Source organism: Paenibacillus aceti (assembly GCF_003614185.1).
Lineage (GTDB): Bacteria > Bacillota > Bacilli > Paenibacillales > Paenibacillaceae > Fontibacillus > Fontibacillus aceti.
Genome location: NZ_KZ987724.1, coordinates 3653872 through 3671946, shown reverse-complemented (window position 1 = coordinate 3671946; position 18075 = coordinate 3653872). Strand labels below are relative to the sequence as shown.

Below are 18075 nucleotides of genomic sequence, written 5' to 3'. Positions count from 1 at the left end.
ATTTTCCCCACTTATCAACCAGAAATCCCATAATGGCGGGATGGAGGGGCGATGGATTTCATACACAGCTCCAGGAAACTGGTGAATATATAGCAAAAAAGTTCTTCCCTCTCAGGATTACACTGTGAAAAATTGGATCATACTGGATAAAGTAGGCATACAATTTCTGGAGGTGAAGAAAGGACATGTTAAAGAAAAGTTTATTGATTCTATCTGGTCTTGCAGGAGCATGGTTCGGATATACAGCCACAGGGCTAACCGGAGTATTCCCGGAACCGCTTCGTTCCTGGTTTGCCGGAATGCCGTACATGCTCGGACAGTTTATTCTGGCCGCAGCTGGCGCTTGTCTTTTTTTATTTATGTATTCGCTTGTCGCTAATACAGTATCTGCACAAATTCAACGACTCATTTCCCAGTTGACGGAAATACCGATGAACAAGATGGCGGCCGGAGCACTCGGATTAACTGCAGGACTTCTTCTTTCCTTACTGCTCTATCCCGTATTGTCCTGGCTAGGTTCGCTGGAGGTTATCGCTCAATTGGCAACCTCAATTCTGCTTGGCTACATAGGACTGTATGTTGCTCTGGAGAAGAAGGATGAACTATCCTCCTTATGGAAATCCGGACAATGGGGCGGCGCTGTGCAGGAGGAAGAGAAATTTGAGCATCATAAAGTACTGGATACCAGCGTTATTATCGATGGGCGTATCGCCGATATCTGCAAGACCGGGTTCATTGAAGGGACGATCGTCATTCCCAGATTCGTGCTGGAAGAGCTCCAGCATATCGCGGATTCTTCGGACTTGCTCAAGCGCAATCGCGGTCGGCGGGGCCTCGACATTCTGAACAAGATTCAGAAGGAGCTTGACGTGAAGGTGATGATCTATGAAGGAGATTTCGAAGAGATCTCGGAAGTCGACAGCAAGCTGGTCAAGCTGGCGAAGGTCTTGCAGGGGAAAGTCGTTACCAATGATTTTAATCTGAATAAGGTGTGTGAGCTGCAGGGCGTATCGGTGCTGAACATTAATGATCTGGCCAATGCAGTTAAACCAGTCGTTCTGCCAGGTGAGGAAATTATGGTGCAGGTCATCAAGGACGGCAAGGAGCACGGCCAGGGTGTGGCCTATCTGGATGACGGGACGATGATCGTGGTAGAGGGCGGTCGGGACTTTATCGGCAGCATTACAGAGGTGCTTGTAACCAGCGTACTGCAGACATCAGCAGGAAGAATGATCTTTGCCAAGCCAAAACTGTTGGAAAAAGCCCAGTAAATTCGGTATGATGGGAATAAATGCGAGAATACCCTGTAAGCTCTTGGAGAGCTAAGGGGCATAATTCTGGTCAGGGTGAGGCAAAGACATATGGCAATGGAGACAAGCCCTCATGTCGGGGTTATCATAGTGGCGGCTGGTCGGGGGACCCGTATGGGAACGAAGGAGAGCAAGCAATATCTGCAGCTTCGGAATAAGCCGATTATCGTTCATACATTGGAGAAGTTCGACCGCCATCCTATGATTCGAGAGATTGTGCTCGTGACCGGCGAGCAGGATGTCGAGCGCTGTAAGGCGTGGATCAGCGAGTACGGTATTCAACAAGCGGTAAAAGTAATTCCGGGCGGCGCGGAGCGTCAGGAATCGGTATACCGGGGGCTACAGCAAATCGGAAGTCCTTGGGTACTGGTACATGACGGCGTACGCCCTTTTGTTACGGAGGAGCAGATTACAGCCTGTATCAACACGGCTGTGATTCATGGCGCCTCTGTTCTCGCTGCGCCTGTGAAGGATACGATCAAGCAGGTCGACGAGCAAGGACTGGTGACAGCGACACTCGAGCGCCGGAGCTTGTGGGCGATTCAGACCCCGCAGGCTTTTCGCTGTTCAGAGCTGCTGGATGCCCATGAACGGGCGGCGCAGGATGGATTCACCGGAACGGATGATGCCATGCTGCTGGAGCGGCTCGATCTTCCCGTCAAGGTTGTCGAAGGGGGCTATCGCAACATCAAGATTACGACACCGGAGGATCTGGATTACGCCGAATTTATATTGCAACTTAACAAAAAGTGAGAGTTCAAAAAGGCCGCTTTTCAGCACCGAGAAGGTTGGATGAAGCTAGGGAGTGAGGAGGCTTTTTGAATAACCTCTAATAAGGGAGAGAGATGGTATGATAGCTGTAGGACAAGGATTCGACGTACACCAATTGGTGGAGGGACGGCCCTGTATTATCGGCGGGGTGACGATTCCTTATGAGAAAGGATTGCTCGGGCACTCTGATGCCGATGTGCTGCTGCATGCGATCAGCGATGCTATTCTGGGCGCGCTTGCGCTTGGAGATATCGGGCGGCATTTCCCGGATAACGATCCGGCTTATAAAGATGCGGACAGCCTGGAGCTGCTGCGGCAGATCTGGAAGATGGTACAGGAGCGCGGATACCGCCTTGGTAATCTCGATGCGACCATTATCGCCGAGCGTCCTAAGATGGCGCCATATGTGCCGCAGATGGTGGAGATTATTGCGGAAGCGCTGGGTGCGAAGCCTGAACAGATTAACGTTAAGGCTACGACGACAGAGAAACTCGGTTTCACAGGCCGTAGCGAAGGAATTGCGGCACAATGTATTGTATGTCTGATGAAGGATATGCTATCATCTTGAAGTTATTAGGTGTATTATTGGATTTACATGAATCAGGAGGGGATTGTTATGACGGAAGTTCGCGTGCGTTATGCGCCGAGTCCGACAGGACATTTACATATTGGCAATGCTAGAACGGCTTTGTTCAATTACTTGTTTGCAAGACATCATGGCGGGAAATTCATCGTCCGCATTGAAGATACGGATGTGAAGCGGAATATTGCCGGCGGCGAAGAAGACCAGTTCAAATATCTGAAATGGCTCGGTATGGACTGGGATGAGAGCGTAGATGTAGGCGGCAAATTTGGCCCGTACCGGCAAACGGAAAGACTTGATATTTACAAGACTTATTGGCAGGACCTGCTCGATCGTGGCTTGGCCTATCGTTGCTATTGTACGGAAGAAGAACTGGAGCAAGAACGCGAAGCGCAAATGTCTCGCGGAGAGACTCCGCGCTATTCCGGGAAATGCCGCCATCTGAGTGCGGAGCAAATCGCTGCTTATGAGGCCGAAGGTCGCCCTTGCAGCATCCGCTTCCGCGTGCCTGAGGGAAGAACCTATACCTTTGACGATCTTGTAAAAGGTCCGATTACCTTCGAATCTGATGTCAGCGGGGATTTCGTTATCGTGAAGAAAGACGGCATTCCAACCTATAACTTCGCGGTGGCGCTGGATGACCATCTGATGGAAATTAGCCATGTGCTACGTGGGGAGGATCATGTCTCCAATACGCCGCGTCAGCTTATGATCTATGAAGCTCTTGGCTGGGAGCCGCCGCGCTTTGGCCATATGACCTTGATCGTCGGCGATAATCATAAGAAGCTGAGCAAGCGTGATGAATCGGTGATTCAGTTCATGGAGCAATATGACAAGCTCGGCTATCTGCCGGAAGCGATGTTCAACTTCATCGCCTTGCTCGGCTGGTCTCCGGAAGGAGAGCAGGAGATTTTCTCCAAGGAAGAACTGATTTCGATCTTTGACGAGAACCGTCTGTCACGCAGTCCGGCGGTATTCGATAAGCAAAAGCTGGCGCATCTGAATAACTATTATATTAAGAATGCAGATCCTGATCGGATTGCCGAGATGGCGATTCCGCATCTGCAGGAAGTATCGCGCTTGCCGGCAGAGCTGACGGCTGAACAGCATGATTGGGCCAAGAAGTTAGTCGCACTGTATCAGGAGCAGATGGTAGCCGCATCGGATATCGTCGAGCTGTCGGAAATGTTCTTCCGTACCGAAGTGACGATCGATGAAGAAGCTGCCACTGTGCTGGCTGACCCGCAGGTGCCGACTGTGCTGAGCGCATTCCTAGCCAAGATCGAAGCGCTGGAGGAGTTCAGTGTCGATCATATCGGAGCTTCTATCAAGGCGGTTCAGAAGGAAACAGGCATCAAAGGGAAGGGACTATTCATGCCAATCCGTGTTGCGCTGACCGGACAGATGCATGGACGTGACTTGAACCAGACGATCTACTTGTTGGGGCAGGAACGTACGAAGGAACTGCTTAAATCGCGGATCTAATCTGCGGTTCTGGCAATATTATTTTGTCGGTATTGTCAGTTTTGGTGCCTTTCAGGTAAGATAGAACCAATATGAACAAGCTATAAGGCTTAGATCGGGAGAAGTACACTAGGCCGTATATTGAACAGAGAAGATAACCGGAAGTGATACTCATCGCTTCAGGCTGGAAGTTATCTCAATATACACAGTGGAAATGCACCCGGGAGCTGCAGAATCGAACGCCCGTAGGGCAGGTAGATGCTGCCGTCTTATCCGCGTTAAGGATCTCCGGAAGGGGAAAGGATCAGGATCTCATTCATCCATCGATATGATGGATATACTGTAATGGGAGACCGCCTTACCCGAAGCAGAGTGGAACCACGCATGAAGCGTCTCTGCAGCTCTAGGCTGCAGGGGCGCTTTTTTACATCCGGGAAGGGCTCATCATTGTAGAGACCGTAGACATAGGCCGGAATTTGTTCGTTTCCTGCTCGGGTCGCTTGTCATCTTAGGGCAGGGGCGAATGAACTCTGGAATTGAAAAGAGGGGGAGCTATGTTTAAAACAATCAAATCTGACATTCGAGCGGTGTTTGAGAATGACCCGGCCGCACGCAGCTGGTTTGAAGTGGTCTTTACGTATTCCGGTCTGCATGCGATATGGAGTCACCGGATTGCCCACTTCTTCTATCGTCATCGTTGGTTTACCTTGGCCAGAACAATTTCGCAGATCAGCCGTTTTTTTACCGGAATTGAAATTCATCCCGGAGCTACAATCGGCAATCGTTTGTTTATTGACCATGGCATGGGTGTCGTCATCGGCGAGACTTGTGAAATCGGGGATGATGTGGTTATCTATCAAGGAGTCACGTTAGGTGGCAGCGGCAAGGAGAAGGGGAAGCGACATCCGACGATTGGCAGCAATGTCGTCATTGGCTCGGGAGCGAAGGTTCTGGGCTCCTTCAAGGTTGGGGATCAGGCGAATATCGGAGCCAATTCGGTCGTGCTGAAGGAAGTCCCTTCAGGCAGCACCGTCGTAGGGATTCCCGGCCGGGTGGTTCGTCAGGATGGCAAGCCGCTGGATCGCCTGAACCATCAATTGCCCGATCCCGTGGTTGACTCCATGCGCGCGATGCAACGAGAGATTGAACAGCTACAGACCGAGCTTAAGGAGCTTAGGCAGAGAATACCGGAGGCTTCATCACCCGGACAATAATATACTGAATTAACTGTTGCATATAACGATACGAAAGGAAAGAGAGCATGGCACTGCAAATCTACAACACATTAACCCGGACGAAGGAGAAGTTCGTTCCTCAGGAACCGGGAAAAGTTACAATGTATGTATGCGGACCGACCGTGTACGGATACATCCATATCGGTAATGCCAGACCGGTTATTTTCTTTGACGTTGTCCGCAGCTATCTGGAGAACCAGAATTACGACGTGAATTATGTCGTGAACTTTACGGATGTGGATGATAAGCTGATCCGCAAAGCGGAGGAAATGCAGCTTCCTGTGCCGGAGGTAGCAGATAAGTTCATCGCCGCCTTCTATTCCGATCTGGAAGGGCTGCTGATTCCGCGCGCGACAGCAAATCCTCGTGTCACGGAAAATATGGATGCGATCATCGATTTTATCCGGGAGTTGGAGCACAAAGGCTTCGCTTACGAGAAGGGCGGCGATGTTTTCTTCCGCACGAGCAAGTTTGCCGATTACGGTAAATTGTCCGGACAGAACATCGAGGAGCTGCAGTTCGGCATCCGCATCGATGTCGACGCTCGCAAGGAGAGTCCCGTCGATTTCGTATTGTGGAAAGCGGCCAAGCCGGGGGAAATCTTCTGGGATAGCCCATGGGGGCAAGGCCGTCCGGGCTGGCATATCGAATGCTCGGCGATGTCGCGGTTATTGCTGGGAGATACGCTGGATATCCATGGCGGGGGTCAGGATCTGGAGTTCCCGCATCATGAGTGTGAAGTGGCGCAATCCGAAGCGATGACAGGCAAGCCGCTGGCTAACTATTGGATGCATAATGGCTATGTGAATATCGACGGCGAGAAAATGTCTAAATCGCTTGGCAATGGAGTTCTGGTCAAGGATTTGCTGGCTCAGCACAAGCCAGAGGCGATTCGCTATGCGATTCTCGCGACCCAATATCGTAATCAAGTGAATTTCTCCGCAGAGACGATGGCTCAGGCGGAGCGCAGTGTGGAGCGGATTTCCAATGCGCTGAGCAATTTGCAGTATCGCCTGAATAGTGCAGAAGTAGAGAATGCGGAGAGCAAAATTACCGAAGCGTGGGAGCAGAAGCTGACGAGAATCTCGGCGGCATTCCATGCGAAGATGCAGGATGACTTCAATACCCCGGATGCGATCACGGCCATGTTCGATTGGGTTAGTGAAGTAAACGGCTTACTGCAGCAGAGCGATGCAAGCCGTGCCGATCTGGAAGCAGCTTATCAACTGTTTAAGGAAATGAATGGAGTTCTGCGTATCGCCGTTGAAGCAGAGGCGGAGCTTCTGGATGATGAGGTCGAAGCATTGATCGCAGAGCGCGCGGAAGCGCGCAAGGCCAAGAATTGGGCGCGGGCGGACGAGATCCGCGATCTGCTGGATGCGCAGGGAATCATTCTGGAGGACACGCCGCAAGGCATGAGGTGGCGCCGCAAATGACAGAGCCGAACAGCGAGATTAACAGCGCGAAGCTCGATCATCCAGCGGCAGCGGCAGCCCCGGCTGCACCTGCGCCGCTCTGGTTCCCGGAGCAGCCGGCCAAACCGGCCCGGCTGCTTCCGCCGCTGGCGCTCGCCTATATCGGCGATGCGGTGTTCGAGGTGGCCGTGCGCCAGCATGTCATGGCCAAGCCTAATCTGCGCCCACATCATCTGCATGGGCAGTCGACGAAGTATGTATCCGCCAAGGCGCAGGCCCGGCTACTCGCTCTGCTTGAGCCCCAGCTCACCGATGATGAGCGGGATGTGGTTCGCCAAGGCCGCAACGCCAAGTCGGGAACGGTTCCGAAGAACGCGAATGTTCTCGATTACCGTCAAGCGACCGCCTTGGAGAGCCTGGTCGGATATTTATATTACACTGGGGCGCATGACCGCCTGCGCGGGCTGATCGCCGAAGGCTTCGAACTGCTTGAGGAAGAGCGATAAGTCTGAAAACCGAATTACTCTAACGAAACACCATATCGTTATTTCCGCAACAAACCGGAGTATTGAAATCTAACGAAACACCATATCGCTATTTTGGTGAAACTCGGGGGTTGAGGTGTATATTGCCCCTAATAGCGATACCTAGTTTCGTTAGATTTTTAAAAGGCCCCTTTTGTGCGAATAGCGACACCCCGTTTCGTTACAAATTGATAGCAACGATTGGGAGGACCTGATATGGAAGATCAAGAATGGATTGCCGGCAAGCACTCCTTGATGGAGGCACTGAGAGCCGGAAGGACGATTAATAAAATATGGATCGCGGAGGGAGCGCAGAAACACCTGACCCAACCGATTATCGCCGAGGCCAAGGCACAAGGGATCGTGGTGCAGTTTGTCGATAAGCGCAAGCTAGATACGATGGTGCCAGGTGTGCAGCACCAAGGTGTAGTGGCCCAGGCGGCTCCATATGCTTATGCCGAAGTAGAGGATCTTCTCGGGAAGGCGGCTGAACGGGGGGAAGCGCCGTTCCTGCTCATTCTCGATGAGCTAGAGGACCCACATAATCTGGGCTCGATTCTCCGGACTGCGGAATGTACCGGCGTGCATGGCGTAATTATCCCGAAGCGCCGTTCAGTCGCTGTCACAGCAACTGTATCTAGAACCTCAGCGGGTGCGGTGGAGTATGTTCCTGTTGCCAGAGTGACTAATCTTGTACAGACGATGGAGCAGTTGAAGGAAGCTGGAGTATGGATCGTCGGCACCGATGTAGCGGCGAAGGAAGACATATATCGTGGCGGCAAAATATTAGATGGACCCGTGGCGATCGTGATCGGGAATGAAAATAAAGGAATGGGTCGCCTGGTTCGCGAAACCTGCGATGTGCTGCTTAAGCTTCCGATGAGCGGACGCCTCAACTCCTTGAACGCTTCGGTCGCTGCCGGGGTTATGATGTATGAAGTCATGCGCATTCGCCGCGCCGAAGGATAGGGCTTATGCGCGACAAGCGCGATGTTCTCCTGGTGGACGGATATAATATGATCGGAGGATGGCCTGGGCTGGCTGCTCTATCCAAGAACGATTTGCAGGCAGCGCGTGATTCACTACTGGAACGTTTGGCTGATTACCAGGCCTTTTCGGGCAGGAAGGTTGTCGTTATTTTTGATGCCTACCGGGTACCGGGACTTGGGAAGTCCTTCACCCAGAATCAGGTGGAAATCCACTTTACCAAGGAGAAAGAGACGGCGGATGAATGCATCGAAAGGCTTAGCTATGAGTTCGCTAGCTCCCGTCGGCAGATATATGTGGCAACGAGCGATATGGTGGAGCAGCACGTGATCTTCGGCCAGGGAGCACTTCGGATATCCGCTCGGGAGTTGCTCGTTCAGATCGAGCAGAGTGAGAAGGAAGTGAAGAGTAAGATTGTAGAACGGAGCGAGAGCGCTAGCCGTAATACGATCGATTCCAAACTGAGTCCGGAAATGCGGAAAATGTTCGAACGTTGGCGAAGAGGGTAAAAAATTATCATAATTTCGCCTTAATACCCTTGACATTTCTTAACTTTACATCTTTTGGCACTTTTGTTGTTGACGCTGTCATACACCATCGTATATACTGTTCGTATTACTTGAATGAGTGACGGGGCACCGTGCGTTGCAGCCGGAGGGATTTATAGTGAGTGTCAACCTCGAGAAATGGGTTAGGTTTGACTATGAAATCCAAAGTGATGAGGACATTGTCGAAGCCGTTCAGAATGGCGACAGTGAAGCGTTGGAGTTCTTGATCAACAAGTACCGAAGTTTTGTGCGAGCTAAAGCCAGATCCTATTTTTTGATCGGTGCCGACAGAGAAGATATCATTCAAGAAGGGATGATAGGTCTTTATAAGTCGATCCGGGACTTTCGGGGGGATAAGCTAGCTTCGTTCAAGGCTTTCGCTGAGCTGTGCATTACCCGCCAGATCATTACTGCGATCAAGACGGCTACAAGGCAGAAGCATATTCCGCTTAACTCATATGTATCTTTGGACAAGCCGATATACGATGAGGATTCGGACAGGACCTTGCTGGATATCATTTGCGGCTCACAGGTATGCGATCCTGAGGAGTTGATTATCAACCAGGAAGAGTTCGTCGGTCTGGAAGACAAGATGTCGGAAATACTTAGTGATCTGGAACGTAAGGTTCTGATGCTGTATCTTGACGGTCGCTCGTATCAGGAGATCGCGGTGGATTTGGACCGTCATGTCAAATCGATCGATAATGCTTTGCAGAGAGTAAAACGAAAATTAGAACGCTATTTGGAAATTCGCGATGTAGGGATTTAGGATTTTGCCTAGTCGAGCTTTGTTGCGATGGATCTTAGTAGTTGGAAGATAGAGGGAGGCTGAGCTTGTAGCCACCCTTTTTTAATAGCCTTTGGGGGGTTTATCTTCCAGATCAGTGACCGATACTGATTTTAATCGCTACACAGGGTCGAACCACTCGTTGACACAGAAAAAGCCATATGATAAAGTGTTTTAGGTAGGCCTAAATTCACTTTTGTTGGTTTAGGCTAATTTATGAGACTTCTCATGTAGAAGAAAGTCTTCGGGAGGTGCACATCATGCGGGTAATTATTACGTTGGCTTGTACGAACTGCAAACAAAGAAACTACACGACAACCAAAAACAAGCGTAACCACCCGGACCGCATGGAGATGAAGAAGTATTGCAAGTTTTGTAACGAGCAAGTTCCTCATCGCGAAACCAGATAGTCTTTGGAGGTGCAGTCGCGCATGAAACGCAGTTTCAAGTCGTTGATTTCTTTTTTCTCTGAAAGCTGGGCTGAGCTTAAAAAGGTTCGCTGGCCTAATCGTAAAGAGCTGACGAATTATACGCTTGTTGTGCTAGGTACAATAGTAGTTGTCGCTGTTTATTTTTGGGTACTTGATATCGGCATTTCTGCTGTGATCGAAGCGATAATTTAAGAAGGGTCCTTAGGTGGCTTGATATGGAAAAAAGATGGTACGTCGTTCATACCTATTCTGGGTATGAGAACAAAGTCAAAGCCAATTTGGAAAAGCGCGTCGAGTCCATGGGCATGGAAGACAAGATATTCCGCGTTCTTGTTCCGATGGAAGAAGAAGTGGTAAACAAGGATGGCAAGAAGAAAACTGTCATGCGCAAAGTTTACCCGGGATACGTCTTGGTGGAAATGATCCAGACCGACGATTCCTGGTATGTTGTCCGCAACACGCCGGGTGTAACCGGATTTGTCGGATCTACAGGTTCAGGCTCTAAGCCTACGCCTCTGCTCCCTGAAGAAGCGGAACAGATTTTGCAACATATGGGCATGGAAGAGCCAAAGCCAGTTGTAGAATTCGATCTCAAAGAATCCGTACGCATCAAAGTTGGTCCGTTTGCTAACTTTGTCGGCAGCATTGAAGAAATTCTCGTCGACAAGAGTAAGCTGAAGGTTCATGTCAACATGTTTGGTCGAGAAACCCCGCTTGAGCTTGATTACAATCAGGTGGAAAAGATATAAAGGTTTCTTAGGGTTTCACGTGGGAGGGGCGTTACGCTCCGTCTACCACTATTAGGGCAAGGAGGTGTCTCACATGGCGAAGAAAGTAATTAAAGTGGTGAAACTGCAAATTCCTGCAGGGAAAGCGAATCCTGCGCCTCCAGTAGGTCCGGCGCTTGGTCAAGCAGGTGTCAACATCATGGCATTCTGTAAGGAATTCAACGCTCGTACCGCTGATCAAGCTGGTTTGATTATTCCAGTTGAAATCTCGGTGTTTGAAGACCGTTCCTTTACATTCATCACCAAAACTCCACCGGCAGCTGTTCTGCTTCGTATTGCTGCGAAGGTTGAAAAAGGTTCCGGTGAACCGAACAAGAAGAAAGTTGCTACCGTTAAACGTGACGTTGTTCGTCAAATCGCGGAGCAAAAAATGCCTGACCTTAACGCAGCATCCGTAGAATCGGCTATGCGCATGGTTGAAGGTACTGCTCGTAGTATGGGCATCACGATCCAAGACTAATTCTTGGAGGACGGATGGATTGCTTGACAATTCATCCAAGGATGGATTTCTAAAATATGCGATGCGCATTTTATAATTCCATCCCTAGTGGGAGGATTTTCCGCTAATACCACAAAAGGAGGACGAATTCATGGCTAAACACGGTAAGAAATACCTGGAAGCTGCTAAGCTGATCGACAGCGAAGCATTTTATGAGCCTTTGGAAGCTGTTGAATTGGTAAAAAAGGCTGCGTCTGCGAAATTCGACGAAACCGTTGAAATTGCAGTTCGTTTGGGCGTTGACCCTCGTAAACAAGACCAAGCCGTTCGTGGTGTTGTAGTCTTGCCGCATGGCACAGGTAAAACACAACGCGTATTGGTATTCGCCAAAGGTGAGAAAGCGAAGGAAGCGGAAGCTGCTGGAGCAGATTACGTTGGCGATCAAGATATGATCAACAAAATCCAACAAGGCTGGTTCGAATTCGATGTCTGCGTAGCGACACCGGATATGATGAGCGAAGTTGGTAAATTGGGCCGTCTGCTCGGTGGTAAAGGTCTTATGCCTAACCCTAAAGCAGGTACCGTTACTTTTGACGTTGCCAAAGCGGTTCAAGAAATTAAAGCGGGTAAAATCGAGTATCGTCTGGATAAGCAAGGTCAAATCCATGCGCCGATCGGTAAAGTTTCCTTTACTGCAGAGCAATTGAACGACAACCTCAAGGCTCTTATCGATGCATTGAACCGTGCTAAACCGGCTGCAGCCAAGGGCGTATACTTGAAGAACATCGCGATTTCCTCGACGATGGGCCCAAGTGCTCATGTTAACACAGCTACTTACAAGTAATACCATTCGCATCTAGCGAGAACGGGATTGACTTTAGGTGAATCTCTTGGTACACTGACAGAGTTGTTTTAAGATGAGATCTGAATTTGAATATGTTTACCGTAGACAGTAGGTGCCGCAAGGCTTAATTTCCTACCGAGGTGTTCTGATAGAGCGTCGACTTATGCAGCTTGCTGCAATGATGACTTATCAAAGCCTTCGTAATTCTACGGAGGCTTTTTTCATGAGAGAAAAGCCTCTACATGCTTACAAACTTATAGGAGGTGTGCAGTGTGGCAAACGCAAAAGTGATTCAAGCAAAACAAGCAGCCGTTGATGTGGTTACTTCGAAGCTGCGTGAGAGCGCAACTACCGTAGTTGCTGACTACCGCGGACTTAACGTTGCTCAAGTTACGGAACTTCGCAAACAGCTTCGCGAAGCTGGCGTTGAATTCCAAGTGCTTAAGAATACGCTTGTTCGCCGTGCGACAGCAGCTGCCGAGCTTACTGAACTGGACGAAGTGTTGACTGGTCCTACAGCCATCGCTTTCAGTGTAGAAGACGCAGTAGCTCCGGCAAAAATTCTTAACGATTTCGCTAAGAAGAATGATGCGCTTAAAGTGAAGGGTGGCGTGGTTGAAGGCCGTGTTGTTGGCGCAGACCAAATCAAAGCGCTCGCGGAACTTCCGTCCCGCGAAGGTCTCCTTTCGATGCTCCTCAGCGTGCTTCAAGCACCTGTTCGCAACTTTGCTTTGGCAGTCAAAGCCGTTGCAGAGAAAGAAGAAGGCGCAGCAAGCGCTTAATCTTCTGAAGAAAGTCATTTAACGAAAATTCAAATATAATAAACGGAGGTTCTATCATGAGTAAAGAAGCAATCTTGGAAGCCATTAAAGGCATGACTGTTCTTGAACTGAACGATCTTGTAAAAGCAATTGAAGAAGAATTCGGCGTAACTGCTGCAGCTCCAGTAGCTGTTGTAGGTGGCGCTGCTGGCGGCGCTGAAGCTGCTGAGCAAAGCGAATTCGACGTAATCCTGACTAACGCTGGTGGATCCAAGATCAACGTTATCAAAGTGGTTCGCGAAATCACTGGTCTTGGCTTGAAAGAAGCTAAGGAACTCGTTGACAACGCACCAAAACCATTGAAAGAAAAAGTAAGCAAAGAAGACGCAGAAGCTGTTAAGGCTAAATTGGAAGAAGCAGGCGCAACTGTAGAAGTAAAATAATTGTTTCTTCTATGGCAAACCCCTTGAATATGATTCAGGGGGTTTGTTTTTGAATGCTCCGGATTTTTGACCCTGGTGCTCTCTTTGCTCTCTGTGGCTATTTTTACAGTAGTTTTTTTCAAAGACTATAGAATCAGTGGGTCTATTGAATACGCTAAGCCCGGATCGCAAGGGATCCCCAGACTCAAAAGTCGGGAGCCGGGCCAAAAGAAGACTATGGAGGAACGATTAAGATATGTCTGATCATTACTATACCAACCGGCCTACCGCTGCTCATGATCGTAGAAATTGGGAAGCGAAACTGAGAGGGTATACGCTGCGTTTCGTTAGTGATGCCGGTGTATTCGCCAAAGGGGGCGTCGATTACGGCAGCCGTACTTTGATTGAAGCGATGGAAATTCCAGAGGCAGCCGAAGTGCTGGATGTGGGTTGTGGCTACGGCCCGATCGGACTGACGGCAGCGAAGCTGGCAGCTCAAGGCCATATTACGATGATTGATGTTAACGGTCGGGCGGTAGAGCTGGCGCGGGAGAATGCTCGAAATAACCAAATTGATAATGCCACGATTCTAGAGAGTGATTTATTCGCGGCTTTGGATGAGGGCTCACAGTTCGATGTCGTGCTGACCAATCCGCCGATTCGTGCTGGGAAAGAAGTAGTGCATGCTATTTTTGCGGGAGCTTATGAACGCCTTCGTTCAGGAGGGTCTTTGTGGATTGTGATCCAGAAGAAGCAAGGGGCGCCTTCGGCCAAGCAGAAGCTGGAATCCTTATTCGCCGAGGTCGTAGAGGTTACGAAGGATAAGGGCTATCGGATATATCGGGCGATCAAATAGAAAACATAAAAAAGTCAAAAAAAAGTTTGACTTGGTATTTTCATTATGTTATTATTATAAAATGTCAGTATTAGAATGCTCTTTATGTCTTTAGTTTGCTGAAATGTCAAGGACTTTTTACGAGACCGTGCATAAAACCGCATAGTTCTACGTATATTATGTACATTTTGGGCAAGTCTACTGATACGGAGCCATTAGGACAGTGATGACACAGATAATGACGCTCTTTTTTCGAAAGTGTTCGATAAGGGCTTTTCTTTATTTGTGGATGAATCCGTTATGAACCTATTATAAGGGTACAAACACGGGTTCGCAATGATTTTTAAAGTGAGTAGACATAAGGGGTGAGTATAAGTTGGCAGGACATCTTGTTCAATATGGTCGACGCACTCGGCGAAGTTATGCACGAATTAACGAGGTACTCGAAGTTCCGAACCTGATTGAAATCCAACAGAAATCCTATGAGTGGTTCCTCGAAGAGGGACTGCGGGAAATGTTCCAGGACATCTCTCCAATTCAGGATTTCACGGGTAATTTGGTGCTGGAATTTATCGATTATAGTCTCGGCGAACCGAAGTATACGGTAGATGATGCAAAGGAACGCGATGTTACGTATGCAGCGCCGCTTCGGGTCAAAGTCCGGCTCATTAATAAGGAAACGGGCGAAGTCAAAGAGCAGGAAGTATTCATGGGAGATTTCCCGCTGATGACGGAAACTGGCACGTTCATTATTAATGGTGCGGAACGGGTTATTGTCAGCCAGTTGGTCCGCTCTCCTAGCGTCTATTTCAGTACAAAAGTAGATAAGAACGGTAAGAAGGCCTATACCGCTACGGTAATTCCAAACCGCGGTGCATGGCTGGAACTGGAGACGGACGCGAAGGATATTATCTATGTCCGGATTGACCGCACTCGTAAAATTCCAGTGACCGTGCTGCTGCGTGCGCTTGGATTTGGTACGGACGCCGAAATTCTAGATTTGCTCGGTAACGATGAATATATTCGCAACACACTCGATAAGGATAACACCGACTCTACGGAGAAGGCCTTGATCGAGATTTACGAACGTCTTCGTCCGGGCGAGCCGCCTACGCTTGACAATGCGAAGAGCTTGTTAGTGGCGCGCTTCTTCGATCCAAAACGTTATGATCTGGCCAATGTAGGCCGTTACAAAATTAATAAAAAGCTGCATATCAAGAACCGTCTGTTCAATCAGCGTCTTGCTGAGACCTTGATTGATACGACGACAGGTGAAATTATCGCTGAAGCCGGTCAAATGGTAGACCGTCGCTTGCTTGACGAGATTCTCGGTTATTTGGAGAACGGTGTAGGCTTCAAGGATTACCATGTAGCTAACGGTGTTCTTGATGCCGATGATGTTCCCCTGCAAGTTATCGACGTGTTCTCTCCAATTGAGGATGGCAAAGTGGTTAAGGTCATCGCTAACCGCAACATCGATAAATCAGTGAAGCATATTACACCGGCGGATATTATCTCGTCGATCAGCTATTTCCTGAACCTGCTTCATGGTATCGGCAGCACCGATGATATCGACCACCTCGGCAACCGCAGACTTCGCTCAGTAGGCGAATTGCTGCAGAACCAGTTCCGCATCGGGTTGTCCCGGATGGAACGGGTTGTGCGTGAGAGAATGTCGATTCAGGACGCCAATCTGATCACGCCACAAGCGTTGATTAACATTCGTCCAGTCATCGCTTCGATCAAAGAGTTCTTCGGAAGCTCCCAGCTGTCACAATTTATGGACCAGACGAACCCGCTCGCAGAGCTGACGCATAAGCGTCGTCTGTCAGCACTCGGTCCAGGCGGTCTGACACGGGAACGCGCCGGCATGGAAGTGCGTGACGTTCACCACTCTCACTATGGCCGGATGTGCCCGATCGAGACCCCGGAAGGTCCAAATATCGGTCTGATCAACTCCTTGTCTACCTTTGCTCGTATCAACGAGTACGGCTTCATCGAAGCTCCGTACCGTTGGGTAGATCCGAAGACAGGAGAAGTTACGGAACAGATCTCTTATCTGACAGCGGATGAAGAAGATAACTATATCATTGCTCAGGCAAACGCTGAGCTTACGGAAGATAACAGATTCAAAGACGATAATGTTATCGTTCGTTACAATAAGCAATCCGATAATATCTTGACGATGCCAAGTGACCGGGTTGACTATATGGACATCTCTCCTAAACAGGTTGTATCTGTCGCTACGGCACTGATTCCGTTCCTGGAGAACGATGACTCCAACCGTGCGCTCATGGGATCCAACATGCAGCGGCAGGCTGTACCGCTTCTGATTCCGAAGGCACCGCTCGTCGGTACTGGTATGGAACATAAGTCGGCTAAGGACTCCGGTGTATGTATTGTATCCAAATACGACGGTATTATTGAACGCTCTGCAGCGAATGAAATTTGGCTGCGCCGCGTTGAGATGGTGGATGGCAAGGAAGTCAAAGGCGACCTTGTTAAACATAAATTACACAAATTTATGCGTTCGAACCAAGGAACATGCATCAATCAGCGTCCGATTGTTAAGCGCGGCGATGTGATCAAGAAGGGCGATATCCTGGCTGATGGTCCATCGACAGAGATGGGTGAATTGGCACTGGGACGTAACGTAGTCGTTGCCTTCATGACTTGGGAAGGTTACAACTATGAGGATGCGATCCTCCTTAGCGAGAAGCTCGTCAAAGAGGATGTTTACACTTCGATCCATATTGAAGAATATGAATCTGAAGCTCGTGATACGAAGCTCGGACCTGAAGAAATTACACGCGACATTCCGAACGTCGGTGAAGAAGCGCTCCGCAATTTGGATGAGCGCGGTATTATCCGTGTCGGTGCCGAGATTGGCGCAGGCGATATCCTCGTCGGTAAGGTTACTCCGAAGGGTGTAACAGAGCTGACGGCGGAAGAGCGTTTGCTGCATGCTATCTTCGGTGAGAAGGCCCGCGAAGTTCGCGATACTTCACTTCGTGTTCCGCACGGTACCGATGGTATCGTCGTAGACGTGAAGGTGTTCACTCGTGAGAATGGCGATGAGCTGCCTCCAGGCGTGAATCAACTGGTCCGTGTATATATTGCTCAGAAACGTAAGATCTCCGAAGGCGACAAGATGGCAGGACGTCACGGTAATAAGGGTGTCGTTGCCCGTATTTTGCCTGAGGAAGATATGCCGTTCATGCCGGATGGCACGCCTGTACAGGTTGTACTGAACCCGCTTGGTGTTCCTTCACGGATGAACATCGGTCAGGTGCTGGAAGTGCATCTCGGTATGGCTGCTCTTCATCTCGGTATTCACGTAGCTACTCCTGTATTTGACGGCGCCAATGAATATGACGTCTTCGATACGATGGAAGAAGCGGGAATGCAACGTAATGGTAAGACGATCTTGTACGACGGACGTACGGGTGAGAAATTCGAACGTGAAGTTACCGTTGGTGTCATGCATATGATCAAGCTGGCGCACATGGTTGACGATAAGATCCATGCCCGTTCTACTGGTCCTTACTCGCTCGTTACGCAGCAGCCGCTCGGTGGTAAAGCTCAGTTCGGTGGACAACGCTTCGGGGAGATGGAAGTGTGGGCACTGGAAGCTTACGGTGCTGCCTACACCTTGCAGGAAATCCTGACTGTCAAATCCGATGACGTGGTCGGCCGGGTGAAAACCTACGAATCCATCGTCAAAGGCGAGAACGTGCCGGAACCTGGCGTACCTGAATCGTTTAAAGTCTTGATCAAGGAGCTCCAAAGCTTGGGTATGGATGTGAAGATCCTGTCCGAGGATGAGCAAGAGATCGAGATGAAGGAACTTGACGATGAAGATGACGCTGCTGGGGATAAATTGAGCCTCAATCTAGAAGGCGCGGAAGTCGGAGTAGAATAAAGAGTTTCT

General features: G+C 49.5%; 19 protein-coding genes and 1 other annotated feature. All 19 genes read left to right on the top strand.

The window, feature by feature from the left end:
• The first annotated feature begins 185 nt into the window (after window positions 1–185).
• The 19 genes from BFJ94_RS16555 (at window position 186) to rpoB (ending at window position 18066) form a co-directional block, all read left to right on the top strand.
• The gene (locus BFJ94_RS16555) at window positions 186–1271 is read left to right on the top strand and encodes a PIN/TRAM domain-containing protein (RefSeq protein ID WP_120463645.1); all 1086 of its coding nucleotides are present in this window, start codon (window positions 186–188) and stop codon (window positions 1269–1271) included.
• A 90-nt stretch (window positions 1272–1361) separates the two neighbouring features.
• The gene (gene ispD / locus BFJ94_RS16550) at window positions 1362–2063 is read left to right on the top strand and encodes a 2-C-methyl-D-erythritol 4-phosphate cytidylyltransferase (protein ID WP_120463644.1); all 702 of its coding nucleotides are present in this window, start codon (window positions 1362–1364) and stop codon (window positions 2061–2063) included.
• Between the two features lie 97 nt (window positions 2064–2160).
• Complete coding sequence (ispF, locus tag BFJ94_RS16545; protein WP_120463643.1) at window positions 2161–2649, top strand: 2-C-methyl-D-erythritol 2,4-cyclodiphosphate synthase; 489 nt, start codon at window positions 2161–2163, stop codon at window positions 2647–2649.
• 48 nt (window positions 2650–2697) lie between these two features.
• A complete protein-coding gene (gltX, locus tag BFJ94_RS16540; protein ID WP_120463642.1) occupies window positions 2698–4149 on the top strand; it encodes a glutamate--tRNA ligase in 1452 nt (483 codons plus the stop codon).
• A 533-nt stretch (window positions 4150–4682) separates the two neighbouring features.
• Window positions 4683–5342, top strand: a complete 660-nt coding sequence (cysE, locus tag BFJ94_RS16535) for a serine O-acetyltransferase (RefSeq protein WP_188831486.1) — start codon at window positions 4683–4685, stop codon at window positions 5340–5342.
• Window positions 5343–5389: 47 nt separating this feature from the next.
• Complete coding sequence (gene cysS, locus BFJ94_RS16530) at window positions 5390–6799, top strand: cysteine--tRNA ligase (RefSeq protein ID WP_120463640.1); 1410 nt, start codon at window positions 5390–5392, stop codon at window positions 6797–6799.
• A complete protein-coding gene (locus BFJ94_RS16525; RefSeq protein WP_120463639.1) occupies window positions 6796–7284 on the top strand; it encodes a Mini-ribonuclease 3 in 489 nt (162 codons plus the stop codon). The genes cysS and BFJ94_RS16525 overlap by 4 nt, the downstream gene beginning before the upstream one ends.
• 234 nt (window positions 7285–7518) lie before the next feature.
• Window positions 7519–8271, top strand: coding sequence for a 23S rRNA (guanosine(2251)-2'-O)-methyltransferase RlmB (gene rlmB / locus BFJ94_RS16520; RefSeq protein ID WP_120463638.1), 753 nt, complete (start codon window positions 7519–7521; stop codon window positions 8269–8271).
• A 5-nt stretch (window positions 8272–8276) separates the two neighbouring features.
• A complete protein-coding gene (locus BFJ94_RS16515; RefSeq protein WP_120463637.1) occupies window positions 8277–8798 on the top strand; it encodes an NYN domain-containing protein in 522 nt (173 codons plus the stop codon).
• Between the two features lie 157 nt (window positions 8799–8955).
• Window positions 8956–9606 carry an RNA polymerase sporulation sigma factor SigH gene (sigH, locus tag BFJ94_RS16510; RefSeq protein WP_120463636.1) on the top strand — a complete coding sequence of 217 codons (651 nt, stop codon included), beginning with the start codon at window positions 8956–8958 and terminating at the stop codon, window positions 9604–9606.
• A 278-nt stretch (window positions 9607–9884) separates the two neighbouring features.
• Window positions 9885–10034 (top strand): 50S ribosomal protein L33, encoded by a 150-nt coding sequence (gene rpmG / locus BFJ94_RS16505; RefSeq protein ID WP_009226622.1) that lies wholly within the window; start codon window positions 9885–9887, stop codon window positions 10032–10034.
• Window positions 10035–10055: 21 nt separating this feature from the next.
• Complete coding sequence (secE, locus tag BFJ94_RS16500; RefSeq protein WP_068779088.1) at window positions 10056–10247, top strand: preprotein translocase subunit SecE; 192 nt, start codon at window positions 10056–10058, stop codon at window positions 10245–10247.
• A 23-nt stretch (window positions 10248–10270) separates the two neighbouring features.
• A complete protein-coding gene (gene nusG / locus BFJ94_RS16495) occupies window positions 10271–10804 on the top strand; it encodes a transcription termination/antitermination protein NusG (RefSeq protein WP_120463635.1) in 534 nt (177 codons plus the stop codon).
• A gap of 73 nt (window positions 10805–10877) precedes the next feature.
• Window positions 10878–11303 (top strand): 50S ribosomal protein L11, encoded by a 426-nt coding sequence (rplK, locus tag BFJ94_RS16490; RefSeq protein ID WP_120463634.1) that lies wholly within the window; start codon window positions 10878–10880, stop codon window positions 11301–11303.
• Between the two features lie 130 nt (window positions 11304–11433).
• The gene (gene rplA, locus BFJ94_RS16485) at window positions 11434–12126 is read left to right on the top strand and encodes a 50S ribosomal protein L1 (RefSeq protein ID WP_120463633.1); all 693 of its coding nucleotides are present in this window, start codon (window positions 11434–11436) and stop codon (window positions 12124–12126) included.
• A gap of 81 nt (window positions 12127–12207) precedes the next feature.
• Window positions 12208–12357: a sequence feature (ribosomal protein L10 leader region), on the top strand.
• A gap of 41 nt (window positions 12358–12398) precedes the next feature.
• Complete coding sequence (rplJ, locus tag BFJ94_RS16480) at window positions 12399–12908, top strand: 50S ribosomal protein L10 (RefSeq protein ID WP_120463632.1); 510 nt, start codon at window positions 12399–12401, stop codon at window positions 12906–12908.
• 56 nt (window positions 12909–12964) lie between these two features.
• Window positions 12965–13330: a 50S ribosomal protein L7/L12 gene (gene rplL / locus BFJ94_RS16475; RefSeq protein ID WP_120463631.1), complete on the top strand. Its 366-nt coding sequence runs from the start codon at window positions 12965–12967 to the stop codon at window positions 13328–13330.
• A 235-nt stretch (window positions 13331–13565) separates the two neighbouring features.
• Window positions 13566–14165 (top strand): class I SAM-dependent methyltransferase, encoded by a 600-nt coding sequence (locus BFJ94_RS16470; RefSeq protein ID WP_120463630.1) that lies wholly within the window; start codon window positions 13566–13568, stop codon window positions 14163–14165.
• A 355-nt stretch (window positions 14166–14520) separates the two neighbouring features.
• A complete protein-coding gene (rpoB, locus tag BFJ94_RS16465; RefSeq protein WP_120463629.1) occupies window positions 14521–18066 on the top strand; it encodes a DNA-directed RNA polymerase subunit beta in 3546 nt (1181 codons plus the stop codon).
• Window positions 18067–18075 lie beyond the last annotated feature (9 nt).